Origin of the sequence: Vreelandella gomseomensis (assembly GCF_031451645.1) — a bacterium.
GTDB lineage: Bacteria > Pseudomonadota > Gammaproteobacteria > Pseudomonadales > Halomonadaceae > Vreelandella > Vreelandella gomseomensis.
In genome coordinates this window covers 250,914-272,582 of record NZ_JARWAI010000002.1, presented here as the reverse complement: position 1 = coordinate 272,582, position 21,669 = coordinate 250,914, and the positions used below count along the sequence as shown (strand labels likewise).

Annotated in this window: 19 protein-coding genes; 4 read left to right on the top strand and 15 right to left on the bottom strand. The window is 61.1% G+C overall.

Features of this window, described 5'->3' with window-relative positions; genetic code table 11:
• Positions 1-65: 65 nt before the first annotated feature.
• Positions 66-617, top strand: coding sequence for a DUF2062 domain-containing protein (locus tag QC815_RS03420; protein ID WP_230446660.1), 552 nt, complete (start codon positions 66-68; stop codon positions 615-617).
• Here the strand turns inward: QC815_RS03420 and QC815_RS03415 are convergent.
• Entirely contained in the window at positions 614-1,318 is a 705-nt protein-coding gene (locus QC815_RS03415; RefSeq protein ID WP_230446659.1) for an ABC transporter ATP-binding protein, read from the bottom strand. The two genes, QC815_RS03420 and QC815_RS03415, sit on opposite strands and share 4 nt — an antisense overlap.
• A gap of 10 nt (positions 1,319-1,328) precedes the next feature.
• The gene (locus tag QC815_RS03410) at positions 1,329-2,570 is read right to left on the bottom strand and encodes a lipoprotein-releasing ABC transporter permease subunit (protein ID WP_230446658.1); all 1,242 of its coding nucleotides are present in this window, start codon (positions 2,568-2,570) and stop codon (positions 1,329-1,331) included.
• A gap of 190 nt (positions 2,571-2,760) precedes the next feature.
• Here QC815_RS03410 and QC815_RS03405 point away from each other — a divergent pair, with 190 nt between their 5' ends.
• Both QC815_RS03405 and QC815_RS03400 read left to right on the top strand, forming a co-directional pair.
• Positions 2,761-3,846, top strand: coding sequence for an agmatine deiminase family protein (locus QC815_RS03405; protein WP_230446657.1), 1,086 nt, complete (start codon positions 2,761-2,763; stop codon positions 3,844-3,846).
• Complete coding sequence (locus QC815_RS03400; protein WP_230446656.1) at positions 3,831-4,733, top strand: carbon-nitrogen hydrolase; 903 nt, start codon at positions 3,831-3,833, stop codon at positions 4,731-4,733. The genes QC815_RS03405 and QC815_RS03400 overlap by 16 nt, the downstream gene beginning before the upstream one ends.
• Before the next feature lie 121 nt (positions 4,734-4,854).
• Here QC815_RS03400 and QC815_RS03395 read toward each other — a convergent pair whose 3' ends face one another.
• The 4 genes from QC815_RS03395 to QC815_RS03380 all read right to left on the bottom strand — a co-directional run bounded on the left by QC815_RS03395 (position 4,855) and on the right by QC815_RS03380 (position 10,361).
• Positions 4,855-5,811 carry a Nudix family hydrolase gene (locus tag QC815_RS03395; protein WP_309766954.1) on the bottom strand — a complete coding sequence of 319 codons (957 nt, stop codon included), beginning with the start codon at positions 5,809-5,811 and terminating at the stop codon, positions 4,855-4,857.
• Positions 5,812-5,919: 108 nt separating this feature from the next.
• Complete coding sequence (gene argJ / locus QC815_RS03390; protein WP_230446654.1) at positions 5,920-7,149, bottom strand: bifunctional glutamate N-acetyltransferase/amino-acid acetyltransferase ArgJ; 1,230 nt, start codon at positions 7,147-7,149, stop codon at positions 5,920-5,922.
• A gap of 29 nt (positions 7,150-7,178) precedes the next feature.
• Positions 7,179-9,920 carry a preprotein translocase subunit SecA gene (gene secA / locus QC815_RS03385; RefSeq protein WP_309766952.1) on the bottom strand — a complete coding sequence of 914 codons (2,742 nt, stop codon included), beginning with the start codon at positions 9,918-9,920 and terminating at the stop codon, positions 7,179-7,181.
• Positions 9,921-9,995: 75 nt separating this feature from the next.
• Complete coding sequence (locus QC815_RS03380) at positions 9,996-10,361, bottom strand: hypothetical protein (RefSeq protein WP_230446652.1); 366 nt, start codon at positions 10,359-10,361, stop codon at positions 9,996-9,998.
• 108 nt (positions 10,362-10,469) lie between these two features.
• Here QC815_RS03380 and QC815_RS03375 point away from each other — a divergent pair, with 108 nt between their 5' ends.
• Entirely contained in the window at positions 10,470-10,928 is a 459-nt protein-coding gene (locus QC815_RS03375; protein WP_230446651.1) for a DUF721 domain-containing protein, read from the top strand.
• 78 nt (positions 10,929-11,006) lie between these two features.
• Here the strand turns inward: QC815_RS03375 and lpxC are convergent, their stop codons facing one another.
• From lpxC to murD, 9 genes are all read right to left on the bottom strand, one after another.
• Positions 11,007-11,918 (bottom strand): UDP-3-O-acyl-N-acetylglucosamine deacetylase, encoded by a 912-nt coding sequence (gene lpxC, locus QC815_RS03370; protein ID WP_230446650.1) that lies wholly within the window; start codon positions 11,916-11,918, stop codon positions 11,007-11,009.
• A gap of 137 nt (positions 11,919-12,055) precedes the next feature.
• Positions 12,056-13,228 (bottom strand): cell division protein FtsZ, encoded by a 1,173-nt coding sequence (ftsZ, locus tag QC815_RS03365; protein ID WP_230446649.1) that lies wholly within the window; start codon positions 13,226-13,228, stop codon positions 12,056-12,058.
• A 34-nt stretch (positions 13,229-13,262) separates the two neighbouring features.
• Positions 13,263-14,552, bottom strand: coding sequence for a cell division protein FtsA (ftsA, locus tag QC815_RS03360; RefSeq protein WP_230446648.1), 1,290 nt, complete (start codon positions 14,550-14,552; stop codon positions 13,263-13,265).
• 291 nt (positions 14,553-14,843) lie between these two features.
• Complete coding sequence (locus QC815_RS03355; protein WP_230446647.1) at positions 14,844-15,557, bottom strand: cell division protein FtsQ/DivIB; 714 nt, start codon at positions 15,555-15,557, stop codon at positions 14,844-14,846.
• Positions 15,554-16,525, bottom strand: coding sequence for a D-alanine--D-alanine ligase (locus QC815_RS03350; protein ID WP_230446646.1), 972 nt, complete (start codon positions 16,523-16,525; stop codon positions 15,554-15,556). The genes QC815_RS03355 and QC815_RS03350 overlap by 4 nt, the downstream gene beginning before the upstream one ends.
• Positions 16,522-17,931 carry a UDP-N-acetylmuramate--L-alanine ligase gene (murC, locus tag QC815_RS03345; protein WP_309767071.1) on the bottom strand — a complete coding sequence of 470 codons (1,410 nt, stop codon included), beginning with the start codon at positions 17,929-17,931 and terminating at the stop codon, positions 16,522-16,524. The genes QC815_RS03350 and murC overlap by 4 nt, the downstream gene beginning before the upstream one ends.
• 53 nt (positions 17,932-17,984) lie before the next feature.
• Complete coding sequence (murG, locus tag QC815_RS03340) at positions 17,985-19,079, bottom strand: undecaprenyldiphospho-muramoylpentapeptide beta-N-acetylglucosaminyltransferase (protein WP_309766948.1); 1,095 nt, start codon at positions 19,077-19,079, stop codon at positions 17,985-17,987.
• A gap of 10 nt (positions 19,080-19,089) precedes the next feature.
• A complete protein-coding gene (gene ftsW, locus QC815_RS03335) occupies positions 19,090-20,280 on the bottom strand; it encodes a putative lipid II flippase FtsW (RefSeq protein WP_230446645.1) in 1,191 nt (396 codons plus the stop codon).
• A complete protein-coding gene (murD, locus tag QC815_RS03330) occupies positions 20,277-21,665 on the bottom strand; it encodes a UDP-N-acetylmuramoyl-L-alanine--D-glutamate ligase (protein WP_230446644.1) in 1,389 nt (462 codons plus the stop codon). Before murD ends, ftsW begins: the two co-directional genes overlap by 4 nt.
• Between the last annotated feature and the right edge of the window lie 4 nt (positions 21,666-21,669).

Sequence of the window (21,669 nt, the reverse complement as noted above, 5' to 3'; positions counted from 1 at the left end):
CCACCATAGCCGAACCCCTGCGCCTTGTGGATAATGGGCCACATTCATGGGCAAGAGTGTCTGACATGCCTCGCCGGTTTTTCCAGCGCTACATGCCCAAGCCCGATACGCTCAGGCGTCAGCGGTCGCTGCGTTTCATCGCACCGTTGATTGCCGACCCGGGCTTGTGGCAACTGACTCGACGCAGCGTCGCCAATGCGTTCAGCATTGGCCTGTTCTGCGCCATGCTGCCGATTCCTTGCCAGATGGTCGCCGCCGCACTGGGTGCGCGCTTCAGTCGCTGCAACCTTGCCCTGGCCGTCGGCCTGGTATGGATTACCAACCCGCTGACCATGCCGCTGGTCTTTTACGGCAATTATCGGCTTGGCACCCTGCTGCTGGACACGCCGCTCCGGGAAGCGCCTTCGCGCATCTCCACGCGCTGGCTTGCCGAGCAAATGCACGACATCATGCCGGCCCTGTTACTCGGCTCACTGGTATCGGCGCTGGTGCTTGCGGTGGTGGCCAACGTGGCCGTGCGCCTCATGTGGCGCTGGCACGTTTCTCACCATTGGAAGCGCCGCCGCCAAAAACGCCGGCAGCGGCGCGCCCGCGTCGAAGCGGAGTTCGACGACTAGCTCTGCTCGACGAGCTTACCCGCGTCCAACTTCATCACCCGGTCTTGATGGGCCGCCAGGCCGACATCGTGCGTCACGATCACGAACGCACAGGCGCTTTCCCTGGCCAGCTCGTCCATTAACGCAAGGATCGTCGCGGCGGTGGTCTGATCCAGGTTACCGGTGGGTTCGTCCATCAATACCAGACTTGGATCGGTCACCAGAGCCCGGGCAATCGCTACCCGCTGACGCTCCCCGCCGGATAGCTCGCCCGGCTTGTGGTCAGCTCTGTCCTGCATGCCTACCCGCGTCATGATCTGCATGGCGCGTTGCTCGGCGGTTTTTTTCGCCTGACCACGGATGATCAAGGGGAGCGCGGCATTTTCCAGCGCCGTGAACTCCGCCAGCAAATGATGGAACTGGTAGACAAAGCCGATATAGCGGTTGCGGAACTTGCCCAGCGCGGCCTCTTTCAAGCCCGACAGCGGCTGGTCGGCGATCACGATACTGCCGTCGGTGGGGCTATCCAGCCCGCCCAGCAGGTTAAGCAGCGTGGTCTTGCCCGACCCTGAGGTACCCACGATGGCCACGCGCTCGCCGGCGCGAACCTCAAGATCCAGCGCATCCAGCACGGTCAAGTCATGCGGGCCTTCGCTATAGGTGCGGGTAAGCGACTCGCAGCGCAGCATGACGGGGGCATTGGTCGATGTCGTTTCAGACATGGTGGCATCCTTATTCATAGCGCAGCACATCCGCAGGCTGAACCCGCGCCGCTCGCCACGCCGGGTACAGCGTCGACAGGAACGTCAGGCCAAAGGCGGCCAGCACAATGTTGCGAACATCTTCAAAATGTAGACGCGATGGCAGATCGCTGATGAAGTACACCCCGGCGTCGAGGAACTGGATATTCAGCGCGCTCTCGACCCAGGCGATCAGGTCGGAAATCGTCAGCGCCAAGAGCACCCCGACGGCTACCCCGACAGCAATGCCGATCAGGCCGATGGCCAGCCCCTGAACGATAAAGATGCCCATGATCGAGCGCGGCGTGGCGCCGATGGTGCGTAATATGGCGATATCCGCGCGCTTGTCAGTGACCACCATCACCAGGGTCGACACGATATTGAACGCGGCAACGGCAATGATTACCGTCAACAACAACGCGATCATGCGCTTTTCCATCTGAATCGCCTGGAAAAGGTTGCCCTGGGAATAGGTCCAGTCGCTACCGCGATAGCCAGGGCCCAGCTCGTTGAGAATGGCCTGGGTCTCACTGCCGGCAACAAACAGATCATCCAATTCGAGGCGCAGACCACCAATGGCGTCACCGAGACGGCCCAACGTCTGCATATCCTCGATATTGGCATACGCCAGCGTGGCATCTAGATCGGCCCCGACGCTGAAGATCCCGCTGACGGTAAAGCGCTTAAGACGCGGAAAGACCCCGGCCGGGGTAATCGACGCCTCGGGAACCAGCAGGGTAACCCGGTCGCCGACCCCAACGCCCAGCCGGCGTGCCAGCATCGACCCCAGCACCACCTTCCACTCGCCGGGCACCAGATCGGCTAACTCACCCTGCTGCATGTGATCGCCGATGATCGACACGTTATCTTCCCACTCGGGGTGGATGCCGTTGACCATGGCCCCTTCGTTGCGACCGCCGACGGAGAACATACCCTGCTGTTCGACGTACGGGGCCACCCCCTCCACTCGGTCACGCTGCATCAGCTGTTCAGCCAGCGGCCGCCACTCCACCATGCCGTCCCGTGCTTCAATCTTGGCGTGCGGCACCATGCCCAGGATGCGGGTGCGCAGCTCGTGATCAAAGCCGTTCATGACCGACAGCACAAGAATCAGCACCGCCACCCCCAGCATCAGTCCCAGCATGGAGGTCAGCGATATAAACGAAATAAAATGATTTCGGCGTTTAGCGCGCACATAGCGCAGCCCCACCAGAAAAGGCAAACGATCAAGCATGGCGTCATTCCTTATAAGTCAGCGCTCATGGTACGGTTTTTTTAGCATCGCTGCATGTGTCGACGGGCGTTAGAGAGACATCCACCGGAAGCGTTCCCTTGTGTTTATCAGCACTTGCAACTTTTCCCGCCAGCCCCTAAATTGCGCCGCTTCACCTACCCTTTTTATCTTCGCTGCGAGCGGCTTTACATTGACGACTCCGACCTTCCGTTTACTGCCCGAGTGGCACCCACAAGACGGCGTTCAATTGACCTGGCCACGCCCGGATGGCGATTGGCAGCCGCTGCTGACCTGCATTGAAGCCACCCTGGAGCGCATCGTCATCGCCGTGACACGCTTCCAGCGGGTGCTGATCAGCGTGTCCGACGACGCCACCCGTACGCGGCTGGCTGCCACTTTCCATGCCTACGGCGTGCCCGAGGGCCAGATAGTGCTTTGTGTGGCGCCCATCGACGATACCTGGGCGCGCGATCACGGGCCCATCACCGTTGCCGATCAGCACGGGCAGCTGGAACTGCTGGATTACACTTTCACCGGCTGGGGCGGCAAATTTCCCGCCGAGCGCGATAACCAGTTAACCCGCCGGCTTGCCGACGCAGACGTCTGGCTCTGCCCGGTCAGCTCGCGCGCGCTGGTGCTGGAAGGCGGCGCCATCGAGACGGACGGCAACCGCACCTTGCTGACCACCGAAGCCTGCCTGCTGAATCCCAATCGCAATCCCCAGCTCACGCGTCGCGACCTGGAAGCGCAGCTTGAGGCAGACCTGGGTGTTGACCGCGTGCTGTGGCTGGCCAACGGCCACCTGGAAGGCGACGACACCGACAGCCACATTGACACCCTGGCGCGCTTCTGCGACCCCTCGACCATCGCCTATGTCCGCTGCGACGACCCGACGGATCCTCACTACCCAGCCCTGCAAGCGATGGAGCAGGAGCTGCAGGCGTTTCGGCAGCGTAATGGCGAGCCCTATCGACTAATTCCGCTGCCCTGGCCTCAGGCCTGCTATGCACCCGACGATGGTCGCCGCTTGCCTGCCACTTACGCCAATTTTTTGATCATCAATGGGGCTGTACTGGTACCCACCTACGGGGATCCCGCCGACGTTATCGCGCTAAACGCGCTGGCGGTCGCCTTTCCCGAACATACGCTTATTCCTATCGAGTGCAGTCAGGTCATTCGCCAGCACGGCAGCCTGCATTGCTTGACCATGCAGCTGCCCCAAGGCACGCTCGCCGCTCACCCGACCGATAAGGAACCGTCATGCAACGTCTGTTGACCGTTGGCGTCGTCCAACAGCCGGCCTGGCCGGATAAAGCAAGGAGCCTAGCCGCCAGCGAGGCGGGCATCCGTGATGCCGTCACGCAGGGCGCGCAGCTGGTGTTGCTTCAGGAGCTGCATGCCACGCACTATTTCTGCCAGTACGAAGACCCCGCCGTGTTTGATCTGGCCGAGCCGCTTGACGGCCCCACGGGCCAGCGGCTGGCGGCGCTGGCCGAGGAATTGGACATTGTGCTGGTCGGCTCGCTGTTTGAACGCCGCGCGGCCGGGCTCTATCACAATACGGCGGTGGTCTATGACCGCGCCCAGGGCCGCGTGGGGCACTACCGCAAAATGCATATCCCCGACGACCCCGGGTTTTACGAGAAATTCTATTTCACCCCCGGCGATCACGACGCTGCGCGAAACGAAGGATTCACCCCCATCGATACGTCGCTTGGCCGCCTGGGCGTGCTGGTTTGCTGGGATCAGTGGTACCCAGAAGCGGCGCGACTGATGGCCCTGGCCGGCGCCGAGCTACTGCTCTACCCCACCGCCATTGGCTGGGATCCCAACGACGACGATGCCGAGAAAGCCCGCCAGCAGGACGCCTGGACGCTAATCCAGCGCGCTCACGGCGTCGCCAATGGCCTGCCCGTGATCGTGGCCAACCGCGTTGGCTTCGAGGCTGACGGATCCGCCAATGGCGCCGGCATTCAGTTCTGGGGAGGCAGCTTTGTGTGCGGCCCACAGGGAGAAATCCTGGCGCGAGCCGACGAAACGCCGCAGCAGCTGGTGGTCAATATCGACATGGCGCGCAGCGAAAACACCCGGCGCATCTGGCCCTATCTGCGCGACCGGCGCATCGATGCGTATGGGGAATTGACCCGGCGCTTCAGGGACTAGGTGTTGCCTGAACACTAGCGGCGCTCACTGCCCCTTAAGACAGAGCCACGTCGTGTTTCAGCCTGCCCAGCAACGAAAACGCCTGCCCGGTCAGCCGGGCAGGCGTTTTTTGATCGGCGCGTTACTTCCAGAAATCGCGAATGGAGGCAATACCCTGCGCGCCAACCGCGCGGGCATGGTTGGCGTCAAAGCGGGTCATGCCACCCAGGGCAAACACCGGCATCCCGGCGCGCTCCACCCACTGCTGAAAGTCGTGCCAGCCGATGGGGGCGACTTCAGGGTGCGACGGCGTCGTGCGCAGGGGCGACAGCGAGACAAAGTCACAGCCCAGAGTAGCAGCCTGCGCGAGCTGCTTGGGATCATGCGTCGAGGCAGACAGCCACTTGTTTTCCGCGATCGGCCGACGCTCCAACTGCATGAGGCGCTCGCTGGTCAAATGGATACCGTCGGCATCCACCTGGTCGAGTAGCGAAGGATCACCGTTAAGCAGCAACCGCGCACCGACCTCGCGGCACAGCGTCAGCGCGCGCTGCGCTCTGGCCACGTAGGCCTCGGGCGCCAGATGCTTGGCGCGCAGTTGAACCAGCCGGATGTTGTCCTCGTTCAGCGCTCGGGTCAGCAGCGCCTCAAAACGGGCTTCATCGGCCTCTTCGCCGGTGATCAGGTATTCGGTAGGCAGCATGACGGCACGCAGGATAGGCAGATTCGCCGCCGGGAACGGGTAGTTGACCAGCTCTTCCATGGGCACCCAGCGCACCGCCTGACCTTCACGTCCAAACGGTTCACCGGCAAACTCGTGCACCTGCCACACGTCCAGCAGTATGTGCTTGTCAGAATACTCGTGATGCACGCGAATCAATGGTTGCGCGCGTACGATTTCGACGCCCAGCTCTTCGTGCAGTTCGCGCTTCAGGCCTTCCAGCCCGGTTTCATAGGGAGCCAGTTTGCCGCCGGGGAACTCCCATAGCCCGCCGTGATCCACGTTGGAAGGCCGCCTGGCAATCAATACTTGCCGCTTGTCAGCGCTGATAATGGCAGCCGCTGCCACATGAACCCGTCGTTTAACCATTACATTCATTACGTCTTTATCCACTGTGTGCACACCCGCTGAGCAGTTGCGGTCGGTGTTATATCGCGAGGTTAACGCTACCCTTGACGGCCGGATACCCAACCCGGCCGACACCGGCTAGCTACGATAATCAGCGTTGATCGATACATAGTCGTGGGAAAGATCCGAAGTCCACACGGTGGCCGCTTCATCGCCCCGCCCCAGACTGATGCGGATGGTAATTTCGTCTTCGGCCATCACCTTGCTGCCGGCCGCCTCCGTGTAGCCTTTTGCCCGTCCACCGCCTTCCACCAGGCGGACGTCGCCTAACTCGATGGTTACCCTGCTGACGTCAAAAGCGTCCACCGGCGCCCGACCCACCGCCGCGAGAATGCGTCCCCAGTTGGCATCCGAGGCGTATAGCGCGGTCTTGACCAGCGGCGAATGCGCGACGGTAAAGGCTACATCGAGGGCTTCCTGGCGCGACTGCGCCTGGTCGACCTGCAGGGTGACAAACTTGGTCGCGCCTTCACCATCCCGGATAATGGACTGAGCAAGCTCCGTCATCACCCGCTGCAGGGCATTGCGGAAGATGTCGATCTGCGCCTCGCTTTCAACGCGCGCGCCGGTACCAGCTGCCGCCAGCATACAGGCATCGTTGGTCGAGGTATCGCTATCCACGGTAATGCAGTTGAAAGAGCGGTCGACCGTTTCGCGCAGCAAACGCTCGAGCAGGGATGGCTCGATCACGGCATCGGTCACCACAAAGGCCAGCATGGTCGCCATATCGGGCCTGATCATGCCCGACCCCTTGGCGATACCGTTGATGACCACCTCACGCTCCCCGATCGCCACGCGAACACTCGCCCCCTTGGGACGCGTGTCCGTGGTCAGGATACCCTCGGCAGCGTGCTGCCAGGCCTGGCTATCCCCCGCCCGGTTGGCAAAGGCCTCGGGGATACCGTCGAGTAGCTGCGCCATGGGCAGCGGCTCGCCGATCACCCCCGTCGAGAACGGCAGCACCGCAGCGTCATTAACGCCCGCCTGCCTGGCAAGCGTCGCGCAGCTTTGCAGAGCGTCCTGGTAGCCGGCCTCGCCCGTGCCTGCATTGGCGTTGCCGGTATTGATCAGCCAGTAACGGGGCCCATCACCCGTTTCAGCGGTACGCTTCAGGTGCGCCTTGGCCACCGTCACAGGTGCGGCACAAAAGGCGTTGCGGGTAAACACCCCCGCCACCGTCGACGTCTCGGGCAGTTCAATCACCACGACATCACGACGATACGGCTTTTTGATGCCCGCCATGGCCGTGCCTAAACGCACCCCCTCAAGGGACGGCATCGTGGGAAAGGGCCTTTCTCCTACCGCCATGTAGTTCTCCTAAGACGTGGCTTGTTGACTTAATCAAGTTTACCGCAGCACTGCTTGTATTTTTTGCCCGACCCACACGGACACGGGTCATTGCGGCCGACCTTGGGGCCTTCGCGACGCACGGGTCGGCCGTCTGCCCCGGGGGCCTCTTCGGGGGTGTCGGCATCCTGAGCGGGTGACGCTGCCGGATCGTCGTGGCGGCTGTCCGCAGTGGCTTTTTCACGCTCCAGGGCCTCGCGGCGCTTTTTCTCGAGCGCCTCGACCTCTTCGGGCTGGCGTACCTGCACATGGCTGAGAATGCGCGTCACGTCAGCCTTGATGTTAGTCAGCAGCTGCTGAAAAAGCTCGAACGCTTCGCGCTTGTATTCCTGTTTGGGGTTCTTTTGTGCATAGCCACGCAGGTGGATGCCGCGGCGCAGATGATCCATGGACTGCAGGTGTTCCTTCCAGCGGGTGTCGAGCACCTGCAGCATGACCTGCTTTTCAAAACGACGGATGAGCGCCTCACCGGCGGCCTCAACCTTGGCAGTGTAGGCCTCACGGTGCATGGTATGCAGCCGTTCGCGCAGTTTCTCTTCATTGAAGCGCGGGTCGGCTTCAGCCCACTCGACCACCGGTGCGTCCAGGTTGAACTCGGTTTTCAAGTGCGCTTCGAGGCCCGGCAGATCCCACTGCTCGGCCAGGCTTTGCGGCGGGACGAAGTCACTGATCGTGCTGTCCATGACTTCCTCATGGATGCCCGCGACAGCGTCCGCCACGTCATCCGCCCCCAGGATATCGTTACGCTGCTGATAGATGACCCGGCGCTGGTCGTTGGCCACATCATCGTATTCGAGCAGTTGCTTGCGGATGTCGAAGTTACGGCCTTCGACCTTCTTCTGCGCCCGCTCTACCGCGTTGGAGACCATCTTGTGCTCGATGGCTTCGCCACGCTCGAGCCCCAGTGCCTGCATCAGCCGCTTGACGCGGTCTGAACCAAACAGCCGCATCAGGCTGTCTTCTAGAGACAGGAAAAAACGCGTCGAGCCCGGGTCGCCCTGGCGCCCGGCGCGGCCACGCAGCTGATTGTCGATGCGCCGCGATTCGTGGCGCTCAGAACCGATCACGTGCAGGCCGCCGGCGTCCAGCACGGCATCGTGGCGCTGCTGCCACTCCGCTTTCAGCGCGTCGATCTGCGCCTGGCTGGGCTGCTGGAGCTTGGCCGCTTCGGCCTCCCAGTTACCCCCCAGCACGATATCGGTACCACGGCCCGCCATATTGGTCGCAATGGTGACCGCTCCCGGGCGACCCGCCTGGGCAATGATCTCGGCCTCGCTCTGGTGCTGCTTGGCGTTGAGCACGTTAAATGCCAGATTGGCCTCACGCATCAACCGCGCGATGTACTCCGAGGTCTCGATCGACGCCGTCCCCACCAGTACCGGACGCCCGGCTTCGGTCTGCTCCTTGACGTCCTGAATGATGGCTTCGTACTTTTCCTCGGCGCTCAGAAAAACCAGGTCGTTGAGGTCCTTCCGCGTCAGCGGCCGGTTGGTGGGAATAACCACCACGTCAAGCCCGTAGATCTGGCGGAACTCGAAAGCCTCGGTATCGGCGGTCCCCGTCATCCCGGCCAGCTTTTCGTAGAGGCGGAAATAATTCTGGAAGGTCGTCGACGCCAGGGTCTGACTTTCACGCTGAACGGTCACGCCCTCTTTGGCTTCCACCGCCTGGTGGAGGCCTTCCGACCAGCGCCGGCCGGGCATGGAACGGCCGGTGTGTTCGTCGACGATCACTACCTGGTCGTCCGAGACCATATAGTCAACGTCAAGGTGGTAGAGGTGGCGAGCGCGCAGGGCCGAATGCATGTGCTGGAGCAGGTTGAGGTTCTGGGCGGCGTAAAGGGACTCTTCCTCGCCCAGCAACCCTTCCTCGCGCATCAACGCCTCGACCTTGTTATGCCCCTGCTCGGTGAGCTCGACCTGCTTTTGCTTCTCGTCCAGCAAGAAGTCGCCCGAGACCGTGCCCTCTTCATCGTCGGCCACTTCACCTTGCTCAAGCTGCTGCGACAGACGGTCGACCACCTTGTACAGGTCGGTGTTCTCGTCGACGGCACCTGAAATGACCAGCGGCGTGCGGGCCTCGTCAATCAGAATCGAATCGACCTCGTCGACGATGGCGTAGTGCAGGTCACGCTGGACTTTGTCTTCCAGCGAAAAGGCCATGTTGTCGCGGAGGTAATCAAAGCCGAATTCGTTGTTGGTGCCGTAGGTGATATCACAGTGATACGCATGACGCTTTTCGGCACTGGTCTGGCCGGAAAAAATGACGCCAACGGTTAGGCCCAGAAATTCATACAGCGGGCGCATCCACTCGGCATCGCGGCGCGCCAGATAGTCGTTCACGGTGACCACATGTACGCCTTTGGCCGGCAGCGCATTCAGGTAGACGGCAAGTGTCGCCACCAGGGTTTTCCCTTCACCGGTCTTCATCTCGGCGATACGACCGCGGTGCAGGGTGATCCCGCCCACCATCTGCACGTCAAAGTGGCGCATGCCCATGACGCGCTTGCTGGCCTCACGAACCATCGCAAAGGCGGACGGTAACAGGTCGTCCAGGGGTTCGCCGTTTTCCAATCGCTGACGCAAGGTGGTCGTGGTGGCCTGGAGGTCGGCATCGCTCAACGCTTCGAATTCACTTTCCAGCGCGTTGACGTGCTGCACGCTTTTCAGCATGCGTTTAACGTCACGGTCATTTTTAGAACCGACGACTTTGCGTAACAAATTATTGATCATGTAGTTTCCAACTTTCAGCGAGCGCCCTTGATGGGGTCACCCCGTTCCATGAATGATATAAGGTTGACTGACGTGTCAGCACAAAAACGGGGGCTGATGCGGCGGACCACGACGACTGAACACATCGTGTTCGGCAACGAGCACACTCACAAAGGAAGGGAACGCCACGCGCTGGCGCAGCGGCCTGACGGGCTTCAACACCACCCACCAGCGCCGCAGGATACGACGCCGAGTGGCCATCATGCGCGTACGGGCGCGCAACACCGCAGGGACCCAGAAACACGCCACGACGCTGCGCTCACCGCCTCTCAGCGCGTCAGCATAGGTCAGATTGGTGGGCAGCAGGCAGCCCACCAACAGCCCTGCCAGCCACCAGCTCGCCAGGCCATGACGGCGGTGACGTCGCGGCAATACCGAGGCTCTGTTTAACGCTGACGACATGCTGTGGACAAGCTCCTGAGCGTGTTAGGCTTTGATCACCGGGCAGGCACTATGCACCCGAAACCACCATGCAGTGGCGTAATAAGCGATACCTTAGGAATCAAGCGTATGAGTATAAAGGTTAAGCGATCCCAGGCACAGCCCATCAGTCGCTTGATGGGCAAGTCGGGCGATATCGGCAAGCTTATGCGTCTCTCGAAGCTGATCGATCAGGCCCAGCGGCACCTGCAGGCCCACCTGCCTGAGGAAATGCGCGCGCATATTTACGTAGGCGGGTTTCGCGACGGCCGATTAACGCTGATCAGCGGCCAGGCCCAATGGCTGACCTGGCTGCGCTACGAGCAGAATCGCTTGCTGGGCCTCATTCATCAATTGCCGGGCTTCGAGGGCGTGACGGGCTTTACCTTCAAGGTACGCCCTGTCCACCCGGTCGTGGCACCCAAGCGCAATACCCGCAGCCTGTCGGCAGATGCCGGCAAAACCCTGGCTGAATGCGCCGAAGACACCACTGACCCGGCACTCAAAAGGGCACTGGAACGACTGGCCTCCCACGCCCCTGACGCCTGACCACCCTCAAGATGGCGCCATAACGCAAAACGCACCGCCGTGGCGGTGCGTTTTGAACGATGATGTCGTACCCGGCAATCACGCCATGGCGGGGGCAGCGTAGGAAATCGGGGCAACGGCCTTTTCTTCCTCGAACGTGACGATTTCAAAGGCATCCGGCTGCGCCATCAGCTCGCGGCACAGCTGATTATTCAAGGCATGGCCTGACTTTACGCCGCGGAACTCACCAATCAGGCTATATCCAAGCTGATAAAGATCGCCAATGGCGTCCAGCACCTTGTGCTTGACGAATTCGTCTTCGTACCGCAGCCCGCCTTCATTGACGATCCGGTAGTCATCCACCACGATCGCGTTATCCAGACTGCCGCCCAGTGCCAGATTATTGGAACGCAGGAATTCCAGATCCCGCATAAAGCCAAAGGTACGCGCCCGGGAGACTTCTTTCACGAAAGAGGTGGTCGAGAAATCGATCAGTGCCGTTTGCTTCTGCTGGTCGAACACCGGATGATCAAAGTCGATAGCAAACGAGACCTTGAATCCTTGGTGAGGAAGGAACGTCGCCTCTTTATCGTCTTCGATCACGCTGACCGGACGCTTGATGCGGATAAATTTCTTGGCCGCTTCCTGCTCGAGGATGCCCGCCGATTGAATCAGGAAGACGAACGGGCTTGCACTACCATCCATGATCGGTACTTCAGGCGCGCTGACATCAACGTACGCATTATCAATGCCCAACCCGGCAAACGCCGACATCAGATGCTCGACCGTGGCCACCTTGACGCCCTGATAGCTGAGCGCAGTGCACAGCTTGGTATCTTCGACAAGTTCTGCGCGCGCAGGCACATGGACCACTGGGTCCAGGTCGGTTCTGACAAACACAATCCCCGTATTGGCGGGTGCCGGACGCAAAGCCAAATGGACTTTTTTCCCCGAGTGTAAACCTACTCCGGTGGCGCGAATGACATTCTGTAGGGTGCGTTGTCTGATCATGGGCAGTGGTCGAACTCTGATGACGGGTAACCGCGAGGGATGAAGGTTATCAAACAGTGTTCACTCTAACAGCAAACGAGGGTTTTAACCAATAAAACTCTCGTTTGCCGGAAGCAGTGAACCTGTTTGATGTTGCTTCAGTCCGCTTGGCGGCGTAGAAACGCTGGGATGTCCAGATAATCGTCGGCATCCGCAGCACGACGTTTTTCAGGGCGCGCCGGCGCACTTTCGGCTGCCTCGGCTCGGTTATTCGCCTGCTGACGCATGACGGTCGGCTGCTGAAGCTTGCGATAATCAGAGGAGGTATCAGCGGTACGCCGAGCCGGCTCGCGAGCGGCTGCCTTCGGCTGGCTGCCGTCCAGGCCGGCGGCCACGACCGTCACGCGCAGCTCGTCGGACATTTCCATGTCGATGGAAGTTCCCACCACGATCGTGGCTTCCTGCGAGGCAAACTCCTGAACCGTGGCGCCCACGTCGTTGAATTCGCCAATCGATAGGTCGGGGCCTGCCGTGATGTTGACCAGGATGCCGCGGGCGCCGTGCAGATCGATGTCTTCCAGCAGCGGGCTGCGGATGGCCTTTTCAGCGGCTTCGCGGGCGCGATTTTCACCGGTGGCACCGCCGGTGCCCATCATTGCCATGCCCATCTCCGACATCACCGTGCGCACGTCGGCAAAGTCGACGTTGATAATGCCCGGGCTGGTGATCAGCTCGGCGATACCCTGAACGGCACCCAGCAGCACATCGTTGGCCGCGCTGAAGGCAGTCAACAAGGTCGCGTTTTTACCCAGTACCGAAAGAAGCTTTTCATTGGGAATGGTAATGAGCGAGTCGACATGCTCGGAGAGCTCCTTCATGCCCTCTTCGGCGGCACGCATACGCTTGGGCCCTTCGAACGGGAAAGGACGCGTGACCACCGCGACCGTCAGAATGCCCAGCTCCTTGGCCACCTGGGCGACCACGGGCGCACCGCCGGTACCGGTACCGCCGCCCATACCGGCGGTGATGAACACCATATCAGCCCCGTTGAGAAGCTCGGCAATACGCTCCCGATCTTCCATCGCGGCTTGACGGCCGACGTCGGGATTGGCTCCCGCGCCCAGGCCTTTGGTGATCTCGCCACCCAGCTGCAGAACCGTCTTCGCAGACACGCGTTTCAACGCCTGCGCATCGGTGTTGGCGCAGATAAACTCGACGCCTTCAATGTTGCTTTCGACCATGTGATTGACAGCGTTGCCGCCACCGCCGCCAACGCCAACCACTTTGATGACCGCACTGCTCGAGGGTGCGCTATCTACCAATTCGAACATAAGCCCCGTCTCCTGAACCGCGCTTGCGGCCCTGTCAGAAATTTCCTTTGAACCAGCCTTTGATTCTTGCCAGCGCTGCACTGCCATCCTTGACGTCACGCCGGGAGACGTCAGCACGCCCCTTATGCACGGGGATCACTCCCCCTTGGCTTTCTCGACCATGCCCGTGGCGAGTTTCCTGCAGTGCATAATGCAGTAAACCAACGCCCGTTGCATAGATGGGATTACGTACCACGTCTGACAACCCTTTAACATTTTGCGGACACGCAATACGAACCGGCATGTGAAAAATCTCTTCCGCCAGCTCGCCCACGCCTTCCATGCGTGACGTACCGCCAGTCAGTACCACACCCGCCGCGACCATATCCTCATAGCCGCTGCGCCGCAGCTCGTCCCTGACCAGCGTAAACAGTTCTTCGTAGCGGGGCTCGACCACTTCGGCCAAGGCCTGGCGGGAAAGATCCCGGGCCGGCCTGTCGCCCACGCTAGGCACCTTGATCATTTCGTCGCTTGCGGCCAGCTGAGTCAGCGCGCAGGCGTATTTTACTTTTATTTCTTCGGCGTGTTGCGTCGGCGTGCGCAGCGCCATGGCGATGTCGTTGGTGACCTGATCACCGGCAATCGGAATCACCGCCGTGTGACGAATGGCCCCCTCGGTAAAGATGGCCATATCGGTAGTGCCGCCGCCGATATCGACCATGCACACGCCGAGTTCGCGCTCGTCTTCCGTCAGCACCGCCATGCTGGACGCCAGCTGCTCAAGGATGATGGCATCCACATCCAGACCGCAACGACGCACGCACTTCTCGATGTTCTGTACCGCGTTAAGCGCCGCGGTGACCAAATGCACCTGGGCCTCAAGGCGAACCCCGGACATACCTAGCGGCTCGCGAATACCGCCCTGGGCGTCGATCGAGAATTCCTGAGGCAGTACGTGCAGCACGCGCTGGCCTTCCGAAACGGCTCTTGCCCGTGCCGAATCAATCACCCGATCAATATCCGAAGGCGTCACTTCGCGTTCCTTGATCGCGACAACCCCATCGGAATTCATCGATTTGATATGACTGCCGGCAACGCCCACGTACACCGAATGAATATCGCACCCTGCCATCAGCTCCGCTTCTTCAACGGCGCGCTGGATCGACTGGACGGTGGATTCAATATTGATCACCACGCCGCGTTTCATGCCCCGCGACGGGTGTGAGCCAATGCCTGCGATTTCGATGCCGCCGTCATCGGTTGGCTGACCGACGATTGCGACGACCTTGGACGTTCCGATGTCCAGCCCGACCACCATGTTGGATGCGTTGGGTGAGCCTGCCATGAGTCGGGAAATCTCCTTGTCACCTTAAATAAAATACAATTAACGCTCTATGTTGCTTGGCACACATTAAAACAGTGCCAACATTTGCCTTTGCTTGGGCAATAGCGAGTTTAATCAAAGAAATCGGCTTATATGATGCCTGATAGGCCCATAGTATAGAAACAATCGGCGCAATACGACTAGCCAAATATCACGATAGTCGCCATAACACATAAATAAAACCCCGCTGACGTGGATTTCACCGACAGCGACTGCTTACTTTACCGCTTTAAACACCGGCTCTTCGATTGGTTACTCTTCTTGCACATCAAATTCACTTTCACCATGCCAGGCCACGGCGACGCCGTTTGGATAACGTAAATCGATATAGCGAATACGCTCACTTAAATCACTCAACTCACGCTGCCAGGAAGCACTTAAACGCGCCAGTCGAACTTCGTGCTGACGCCGTCCCAGCATCACCCAGACGCTGTCGTTTAACTGCAATCGCCAAGCACCGCGCGGTTCTAAACGCAGTTGGGTTAAACGCAAGCCCATCTGGGCAAAATGCGGCGTCAATTGGTGATAGTAATCCAGTACTTCTTGGCTGCTGCCCGCCGGGCCTGCCATGTCGGGCAAGCCCTGGGGCACGACTAACGGCGCAAAGGCAAAGGGCTCTCCGGCCTCATTGAGCAGGAAGTCATCGTTCCAGCGGGCGACCGGGGTCTGCTCAACCAGCTCAAAAACCAGCGCATTGGGCCATTCGCGTGTGATACGGACTTCATTCAGCCAGCCAATGCGCAGCGCCTGCTGCCTTAACGCGCCCAGATCGGCGGATAACCACTGGCTATCCTCGACCACGGGCGCCAGCTGCGTGCGCAAGTAGTCCGCATCGACATAGTCCCAGTCGCCGCGAATCGACACGCGCTCGATGGGCCGGTCAAGCCACAGCCAGAGTGCTTGCCCACCGGCAACCAACAGCAGGCCCAACATCAAGCCACCCAACCAGGCCTGGCGCTGTTTCATGGGTCACTCTGCTGACCGGCCGTCCGATGACCGGCCGTCCGATGACCGGCCGTCTGCAAAATGCGCATGACAAGCGGGTCAAACTCAATGCCGGCATGGGCTGCGGACTGGGGCACCAGGCTGTGATCGGTCATCCCTGGGACGGTATTGACTTCCAGTAGCCAAAAGCGCCCTTCACCGTCGCGCATGACGTCAACGCGGCCCCAGCCCACCCCGCCAATAGCGTCAAACGCTTGCTGGCAGAGCGTGGCCAGTATGGCTTCATCGTCCTGGGACAGCCCGCAGGGCAGGTGGTACTCGGTGGTATCAGTCAAGTATTTGGCTTCGTAGTCATAGAAACCGCCCGGCACCTCAACGCGGATAGCGGGCAAGGCTTGACCGTCCAGCAGGCTGACCGTGTATTCATCGCCCTGAATGAACCGCTCCGCCATGACCCGCGCATCGAACCTCGCCGCATCGTGATAGGCCGCTTCCAGGGCGGCCTGATCGTCGACGATGTTGATGCCCAGCGTCGAACCTTCGTGCACGGGCTTGACCACTAGCGGCAGGCCAAGCTGCTCCACCACACCTGCCCAGTCAGCCTGGGCATGCAGCATGATGCTTTCGGGGGTTGGCAACCCCAGCGCATGCCACACCTGCTTGGTACGCTGCTTGTCCATGCCGAGCGCCGACGCCAGAACGCCACTGCCCGTATAGGGAATGCCCAACAGCTCCAGCGCGCCCTGCAAGGTGCCGTCCTCGCCACCGCGCCCGTGCAGCGCCACGAAAACGGCTGTCGGGGCCAGCTTTTCAAGCCCGACCAATCCACCCTCACGGGGATCATAACCCTGTACATTAACGCCCTGACGCTGCAGGGCGGCAATAATCGCGGCCCCGCTCTTCAATGACACGTCACGCTCGGCAGAGTGACCGCCGTAGACTACCACGACCCGCTCGAGCGACACGGGTTGAGCGTTCGCTTCACTCACAGCACCACCTCATTCAACGCCATCCGCGCTTGCGCCAAGCGCAGCGAAATACCCCCTATGTCACCCGCCCCCTGGGTAATGAGAATATCGCCGGGGCGCAGCACATGGTTCAGCAGGCCAGGCAATTCGTGCTTGTGTTCCACAAAAAGCGGGTCGACCTCGCCCCGCTGACGAATGGAGCCTGCCAGCGTACGTCCTTCGGCGCCGGGTATCACCGACTCCCCCGCGCTGTAAACGTCGAGCAACACCAGCGTGTCGACCTGGGAAAGCACGCGTACGAAATCCTCGTACAGGTCACGTGTGCGGCTGTAGCGATGCGGCTGATAGAGCATCACCAGCCGTCGGTCAGGCCAACCCGCGCGCACCGCCTGAATGACCATGTCCACCTCCCGCGGGTGATGGCCGTAATCATCCACCAGCATGACGTCACCGCCGGCAGCCATCGGGTAATGGCCGTGTACCTGGAAGCGACGACCAACCCCGGCAAAACCGGCCAGCCCGCGCGTAATCGCCGCGTCGCTGACGCCAGCATCCGTGGCCACAACGATCGCCGCCATGGCATTGAGCGCATTATGGCGGCCAGGCATTGCCAGCCTAATAGGCAAGGGATCGGCACCGCCCGGACGCAGCGCGGTAAAGGTGACCTCGCCGCCCTGCTGTTCGAAATCGGTGATGCGGTAGTCAGCATCCTCGTCGAAACCGTAGGTAACAAACTGACGCTTGACCTGCTCACTCAATTCACGAACGTTGGCGTCATCGATACACAGCACCGCCAGCCCGTAAAAAGGCAGGTTGTGCAGAAACTCGACAAAGGTACTCTTGAGGCGCGAAAAATCGCCGCCGTAGGTGGCCATATGATCGGCATCGATGTTGGTGACGATGGACATCATCGGCTGCAAGTGCAGGAAGGAGGCATCCGATTCATCGGCCTCCGCCACCAGGTAATCCCCCTCGCCCAGGCGTGCATTGGTGCCGGCACTGGTCAACTTGCCGCCGATGACGAAGGTCGGGTCCAGGCCGCCCTCGGCCAGAAGCGTGGCCGTCAAGCTGGTCGTGGTGGTCTTGCCATGGGTGCCCGCCACCGCGATACCGTGACGAAAACGCATCAGCTCGGCGAGCATTTCCGCACGGCGCACCACCGGCACGCGATGGTCGTGGGCCCAGCGAATTTCCGGATTGGTCGGGTCGATGGCGCTCGACACCACCACCACATCGGCGCCGGAGACGTGCGCTTCCGCATGACCGATCGATATGCGGACGCCGCATTGACCCAACCGCTCGGTGACCGGCGAAGGCTTTAAGTCGCTGCCGCTGACGGCGTAGCCCTGATTGGCCAGCACCTCGGCAATGCCGCACATGCCAGCGCCGCCAATGCCGACGAAGTGAATGCGCCGAATACGGCGCATGCCTGGGCCACTGGGGACGGCTGAAGAAGGCGCCGCCTTGGTTTCAGAGTGGGTCACGCAGTCTCTCCTTGCGGTATGACAGCCAGACACCCGGCGACCAGGCGCTGAGTCGCGTCCAGATGGGCCGCCTGGCGCGCATTCGCCGCCATCGCTGCCAGGGTGTCAGGCGTTAAAAGATTGGCCAGCTCCTGGCCTAGACGTTCGACGCTCAGCTCGGTCTGCACAATGCACAGCGCCGCTCCCGCCTCGACGAGCACCTGGGCATTGACCCGCTGGTGATCGTCAACGGCAAACGGAAAAGGCACCAGCAAGGCGGGCTTGGCCGCCGCAGCCAGCTCGGCAACGGTTAACGCACCGGCACGACAAACCACCAGGTCGGCCCAGTCATAAGCGCCCGCCATGTCGTCGATAAAGGGCTCGACCAGGGCTTCTACGCCCTGCGCGCTATACAGCGTGGCGGTATCGGCATCGCGTGCCTTGCCAGCCTGGTGCCATACGTCCGGGCGCTGGGAAACCGGCAGGCTGGCCAGCGCGGCCGGCAGGCGTTCGTTAAGGGCGACCGCGCCCAGCGACCCGCCTACCACCAGCAGCCTGAGCCGGCGGGACGCCATGCTCGCCGCCGTGCGCGGGGTATTGCCCAACGGAATGATGTCATCACGAACCGGGTTGCCGATTACGTCGGCACGCGGGCCGAACGCCTGGGGAAAGGCCGCATAGGTGCGCGTAGCGAGGCGCGACAGCACCCTGTTGGTCAACCCGGCGACCGCGTTTTGTTCATGAATCACCAGCGGAATACCCAGGGTCTTGGCGGCAAGGCCGCCTGGGCCGCTGGCAAAACCTCCCAGGCCGACCACCACCTGCGGCTTGAAGCCTTGCATGACCCGACGCGCCTGTTGAACCGCACGCGTCAGATTCAGCGGCGCCTTCAGCCAGCCGGCCAGGCCGTTGCCGCGCAGCCCTGATACGGCAATGGTATGCAGCGTAATGCCCGCCTCGGGCACCAGCTGGTTTTCGATCCCCCTGGGGCTGCCCAGCCACTCGACCTCGACCTGCTGCGCGAGCAAGGCGCGTGCCAACGATAGAGCAGGCATCACGTGGCCCCCGGTTCCTCCTGCCATGATCAGCACTCGGCGCGTCGGTTGTGTCACAGGCAACTCCTTACCTTGATGATGAAAGGCGCGGTTCACGACGAGACCGGTAGGGTGTCGGAGCACGCTTGGGAAGATGCCGCGTTTCCGCATCGGTACGCAGCAGCAAGCCTATCATCACGCCCGTCACCAGCAAGCTTGAGCCGCCGTAGCTCATCAGCGGCAGCGTCAACCCCTTGGTAGGCAACAGTCCGGAACTCACCGCCATGTTGATGAAGGCCTGAGCGGCGATAATAAAGCCGATACCATAGCTGACGTAGGCACCGAACAGGTGACCAGACAGCTCGGCGCGGCGCCCCACCCACATGGCCCTTGAAATTAACAAGGTAAATAATAACACCACGGTAATCGCGCCCAACATGCCAAGCTCTTCAGCGACCACCGCAAAGATGAAGTCGGTGTGGGCTTCGGGTAGGTAATGCAACTTCTGCACGCTGTTGCCGAGCCCGGTGCCGGTTACATGGCCGCGGCCAAAAGCAATCAGCGCCTGGGTCAACTGATACCCGGTGGCAAACTGGTCAGCCCAGGGATCAAGAAAACTGGTCCAGCGCGCCAGACGATAGGGCTCCAGTGCCACCATCATCACCGCCCCGGTAGCCAGCAGACTGCCACTGCCGACCAGCAGGGTGAGCGACGCCCCCGCCATCATCAGCATGCCGATCACACAGACGGTGAACACCACCATGCCGCCAAAGTCGGGCGCCAGAAATAACAGGCCCGCTGGCACGGCCAGCACGGCGAGCGGCCGCCACATGCTGAACGGCTTGCGCCGGAGATCGTAAGCGAAACGCGACATAAAGGCCGCCATATAAAGAATCAGGCCAATTTTGGCAAATTCTGACACCTGTAGACTGGGTAGCGGCCCGGGCAGGGCGATCCAGCGCTTGCTGCCGTTGATTTCCTGACCGATGAACAGTACCAGCGTCAGTAGCCCAATACTCACTAGCAGGATCAGCCCGGCGTTCTGGCGCCAAACCTCTAATGGGATACACAGCATAAACACACAGGCCAGGACTGCCAGCAGTAAAAACAGTGCATGCTGCTGGGCGTAATGATAACTATCGTCCAATAGCCCAACCGAGGCGGAACTCACCATCACCCAGCCAAACCCGGCCAGGGCAACGGCGACCATGATCAACCAGACATCGCAGGACATTCCCTGTGTCGACACTTTCTGGCGCAGGCTGTGTAAGCGTTTCATGCGGTGGCCTCACCGATTTGCCGGGCCTTGTCTTCTACCCAGCGTCGAAAAACATCACCTCTTGCCTGATAGTTGGCAAATTGGTCCAGACTGGCACAGGCTGGCGAAAGCAGAACGCAATCCCCGGGCTCGGCGAGCGCGTAAGCCGCTTCCATGGCACGCTCCAGCGTCGCCAGGGTGCGCGTTTCGACATGCCTCGCCAGCGCCCCTTCCAACTGCGGTGCATCCTGGCCGAACAGCAGCGCGCAGCGTGCCGACCGGCTCAACGGTGGCACCAGAGGGGAAAAGTCAGCCCCTTTGCCGACCCCGCCCGCAAGCAGAATCAGGCGCCCTTGCAAATCGGCGCCAATACCTTCGATGGCCGCCAATGTCGCGCCCACATTGGTGCCCTTGCTGTCATTTACCCAGCGAACCCCATTAAGCTTACCAATCAACTCGCTGCGATGGGGCAAGCCCGTAAAGGCTTTGACCGCGTCACACATCGCTTGCCTGGAAAACCCCAGCACGTCTCCCATGGCCAGGGCGGCTAGCGCATTGAGGTAATGATGCTGGCCAATCATCGCCAGCTCGTCAGCGCCGAGCCAGGGCGTCGCTCCGTGCATCAGCGTCAACCGCCCCTGCTCCTGCGCAAGCCCCCAGTCGTTGCCGCTGGGCGGCTGGTGGCCGAAACGCGTGAGGTCAGATACCGGCTGAGCGGGAAAGGTAAGCGGATCATCCGCATTGACGACGGCATGCTGAGCGCCACGAAAAATGCCCTGTTTGGCGTTGCGGTAGCCCAGCATGTCGCCGTGTCGATCCAGGTGGTCTTCAGAGAGGTTTAAAAACGCCGCCACCTTCGCGCCAAGGCGAGGCGTTGTTTCCAGTTGGAAGCTGGAGAGTTCAAGAACGAACAGCTCAGCGTCGGGCTGCTGTAACAGAAGATCCAGCGCGGCGGTTCCCAGGTTGCCGCCCACGGCAGCGTTGATGCCCGACGCCTGGGCCATCTGCCCAAGCAAGGTGGTCACGCTGGACTTGGCGTTGGAGCCGGTGATGGCGGCAATCGGAGCGGAAGTGGCGCGCACGAAAAGTGCCATTTCGCCCACTAGGCGAGGCTCGCCGGTGCGTGGATTGAGCTGCGCAGCCAGCGGCGCCAGCACGGGGTGAGAGGGGTCGACGCCCGGGCTGACCACGACTTCTTCCGCAGCCTCAAGATTCAGCGCTTCAAGCGAACCACAATGCACGGCCACCTCGGGGTGATCGTTGCAGAACGCCTCAAGCCCGGGTGGCTGCTCGCGGGTATCGGCCACCATGAAGGGCTCTCCCTGGCGCGTCAGATGGCGACATATCGCTCGCCCGGAAATCCCCAGCCCCACTACTAACGTCATTCCTGGTGGAACGCGAACCATCCCG

What these genes read in the sequence shown, in the direction of transcription:
- QC815_RS03355 (WP_230446647.1), bottom strand. Translation starts at nt 15,557, where the DNA reads ATGAAACAGCGCCAGGCCTGGTTGGGTGGCTTGATGTTGGGCCTGCTG.
- QC815_RS03395 (WP_309766954.1), bottom strand. Translation starts at nt 5,811, where the DNA reads ATGAATGTAATGGTTAAACGACGGGTTCATGTGGCAGCGGCTGCCATT.
- ftsZ (WP_230446649.1), bottom strand. Translation starts at nt 13,228, where the DNA reads ATGTTCGAATTGGTAGATAGCGCACCCTCGAGCAGTGCGGTCATCAAA.
- ftsW (WP_230446645.1), bottom strand. Translation starts at nt 20,280, where the DNA reads ATGAAACGCTTACACAGCCTGCGCCAGAAAGTGTCGACACAGGGAATG.
- secA (WP_309766952.1), bottom strand. Translation starts at nt 9,920, where the DNA reads ATGATCAATAATTTGTTACGCAAAGTCGTCGGTTCTAAAAATGACCGT.
- QC815_RS03415 (WP_230446659.1), bottom strand. Translation starts at nt 1,318, where the DNA reads ATGTCTGAAACGACATCGACCAATGCCCCCGTCATGCTGCGCTGCGAG.
- QC815_RS03375 (WP_230446651.1), top strand. Translation starts at nt 10,470, where the DNA reads ATGAGTATAAAGGTTAAGCGATCCCAGGCACAGCCCATCAGTCGCTTG.
- ftsA (WP_230446648.1), bottom strand. Translation starts at nt 14,552, where the DNA reads ATGGCAGGCTCACCCAACGCATCCAACATGGTGGTCGGGCTGGACATC.
- murC (WP_309767071.1), bottom strand. Translation starts at nt 17,931, where the DNA reads ATGCGCCGTATTCGGCGCATTCACTTCGTCGGCATTGGCGGCGCTGGC.
- QC815_RS03410 (WP_230446658.1), bottom strand. Translation starts at nt 2,570, where the DNA reads ATGCTTGATCGTTTGCCTTTTCTGGTGGGGCTGCGCTATGTGCGCGCT.
- argJ (WP_230446654.1), bottom strand. Translation starts at nt 7,149, where the DNA reads ATGGCGGTAGGAGAAAGGCCCTTTCCCACGATGCCGTCCCTTGAGGGG.
- QC815_RS03420 (WP_230446660.1), top strand. Translation starts at nt 66, where the DNA reads ATGCCTCGCCGGTTTTTCCAGCGCTACATGCCCAAGCCCGATACGCTC.
- murD (WP_230446644.1), bottom strand. Translation starts at nt 21,665, where the DNA reads ATGGTTCGCGTTCCACCAGGAATGACGTTAGTAGTGGGGCTGGGGATT.
- QC815_RS03400 (WP_230446656.1), top strand. Translation starts at nt 3,831, where the DNA reads ATGCAACGTCTGTTGACCGTTGGCGTCGTCCAACAGCCGGCCTGGCCG.
- QC815_RS03380 (WP_230446652.1), bottom strand. Translation starts at nt 10,361, where the DNA reads ATGTCGTCAGCGTTAAACAGAGCCTCGGTATTGCCGCGACGTCACCGC.
- lpxC (WP_230446650.1), bottom strand. Translation starts at nt 11,918, where the DNA reads ATGATCAGACAACGCACCCTACAGAATGTCATTCGCGCCACCGGAGTA.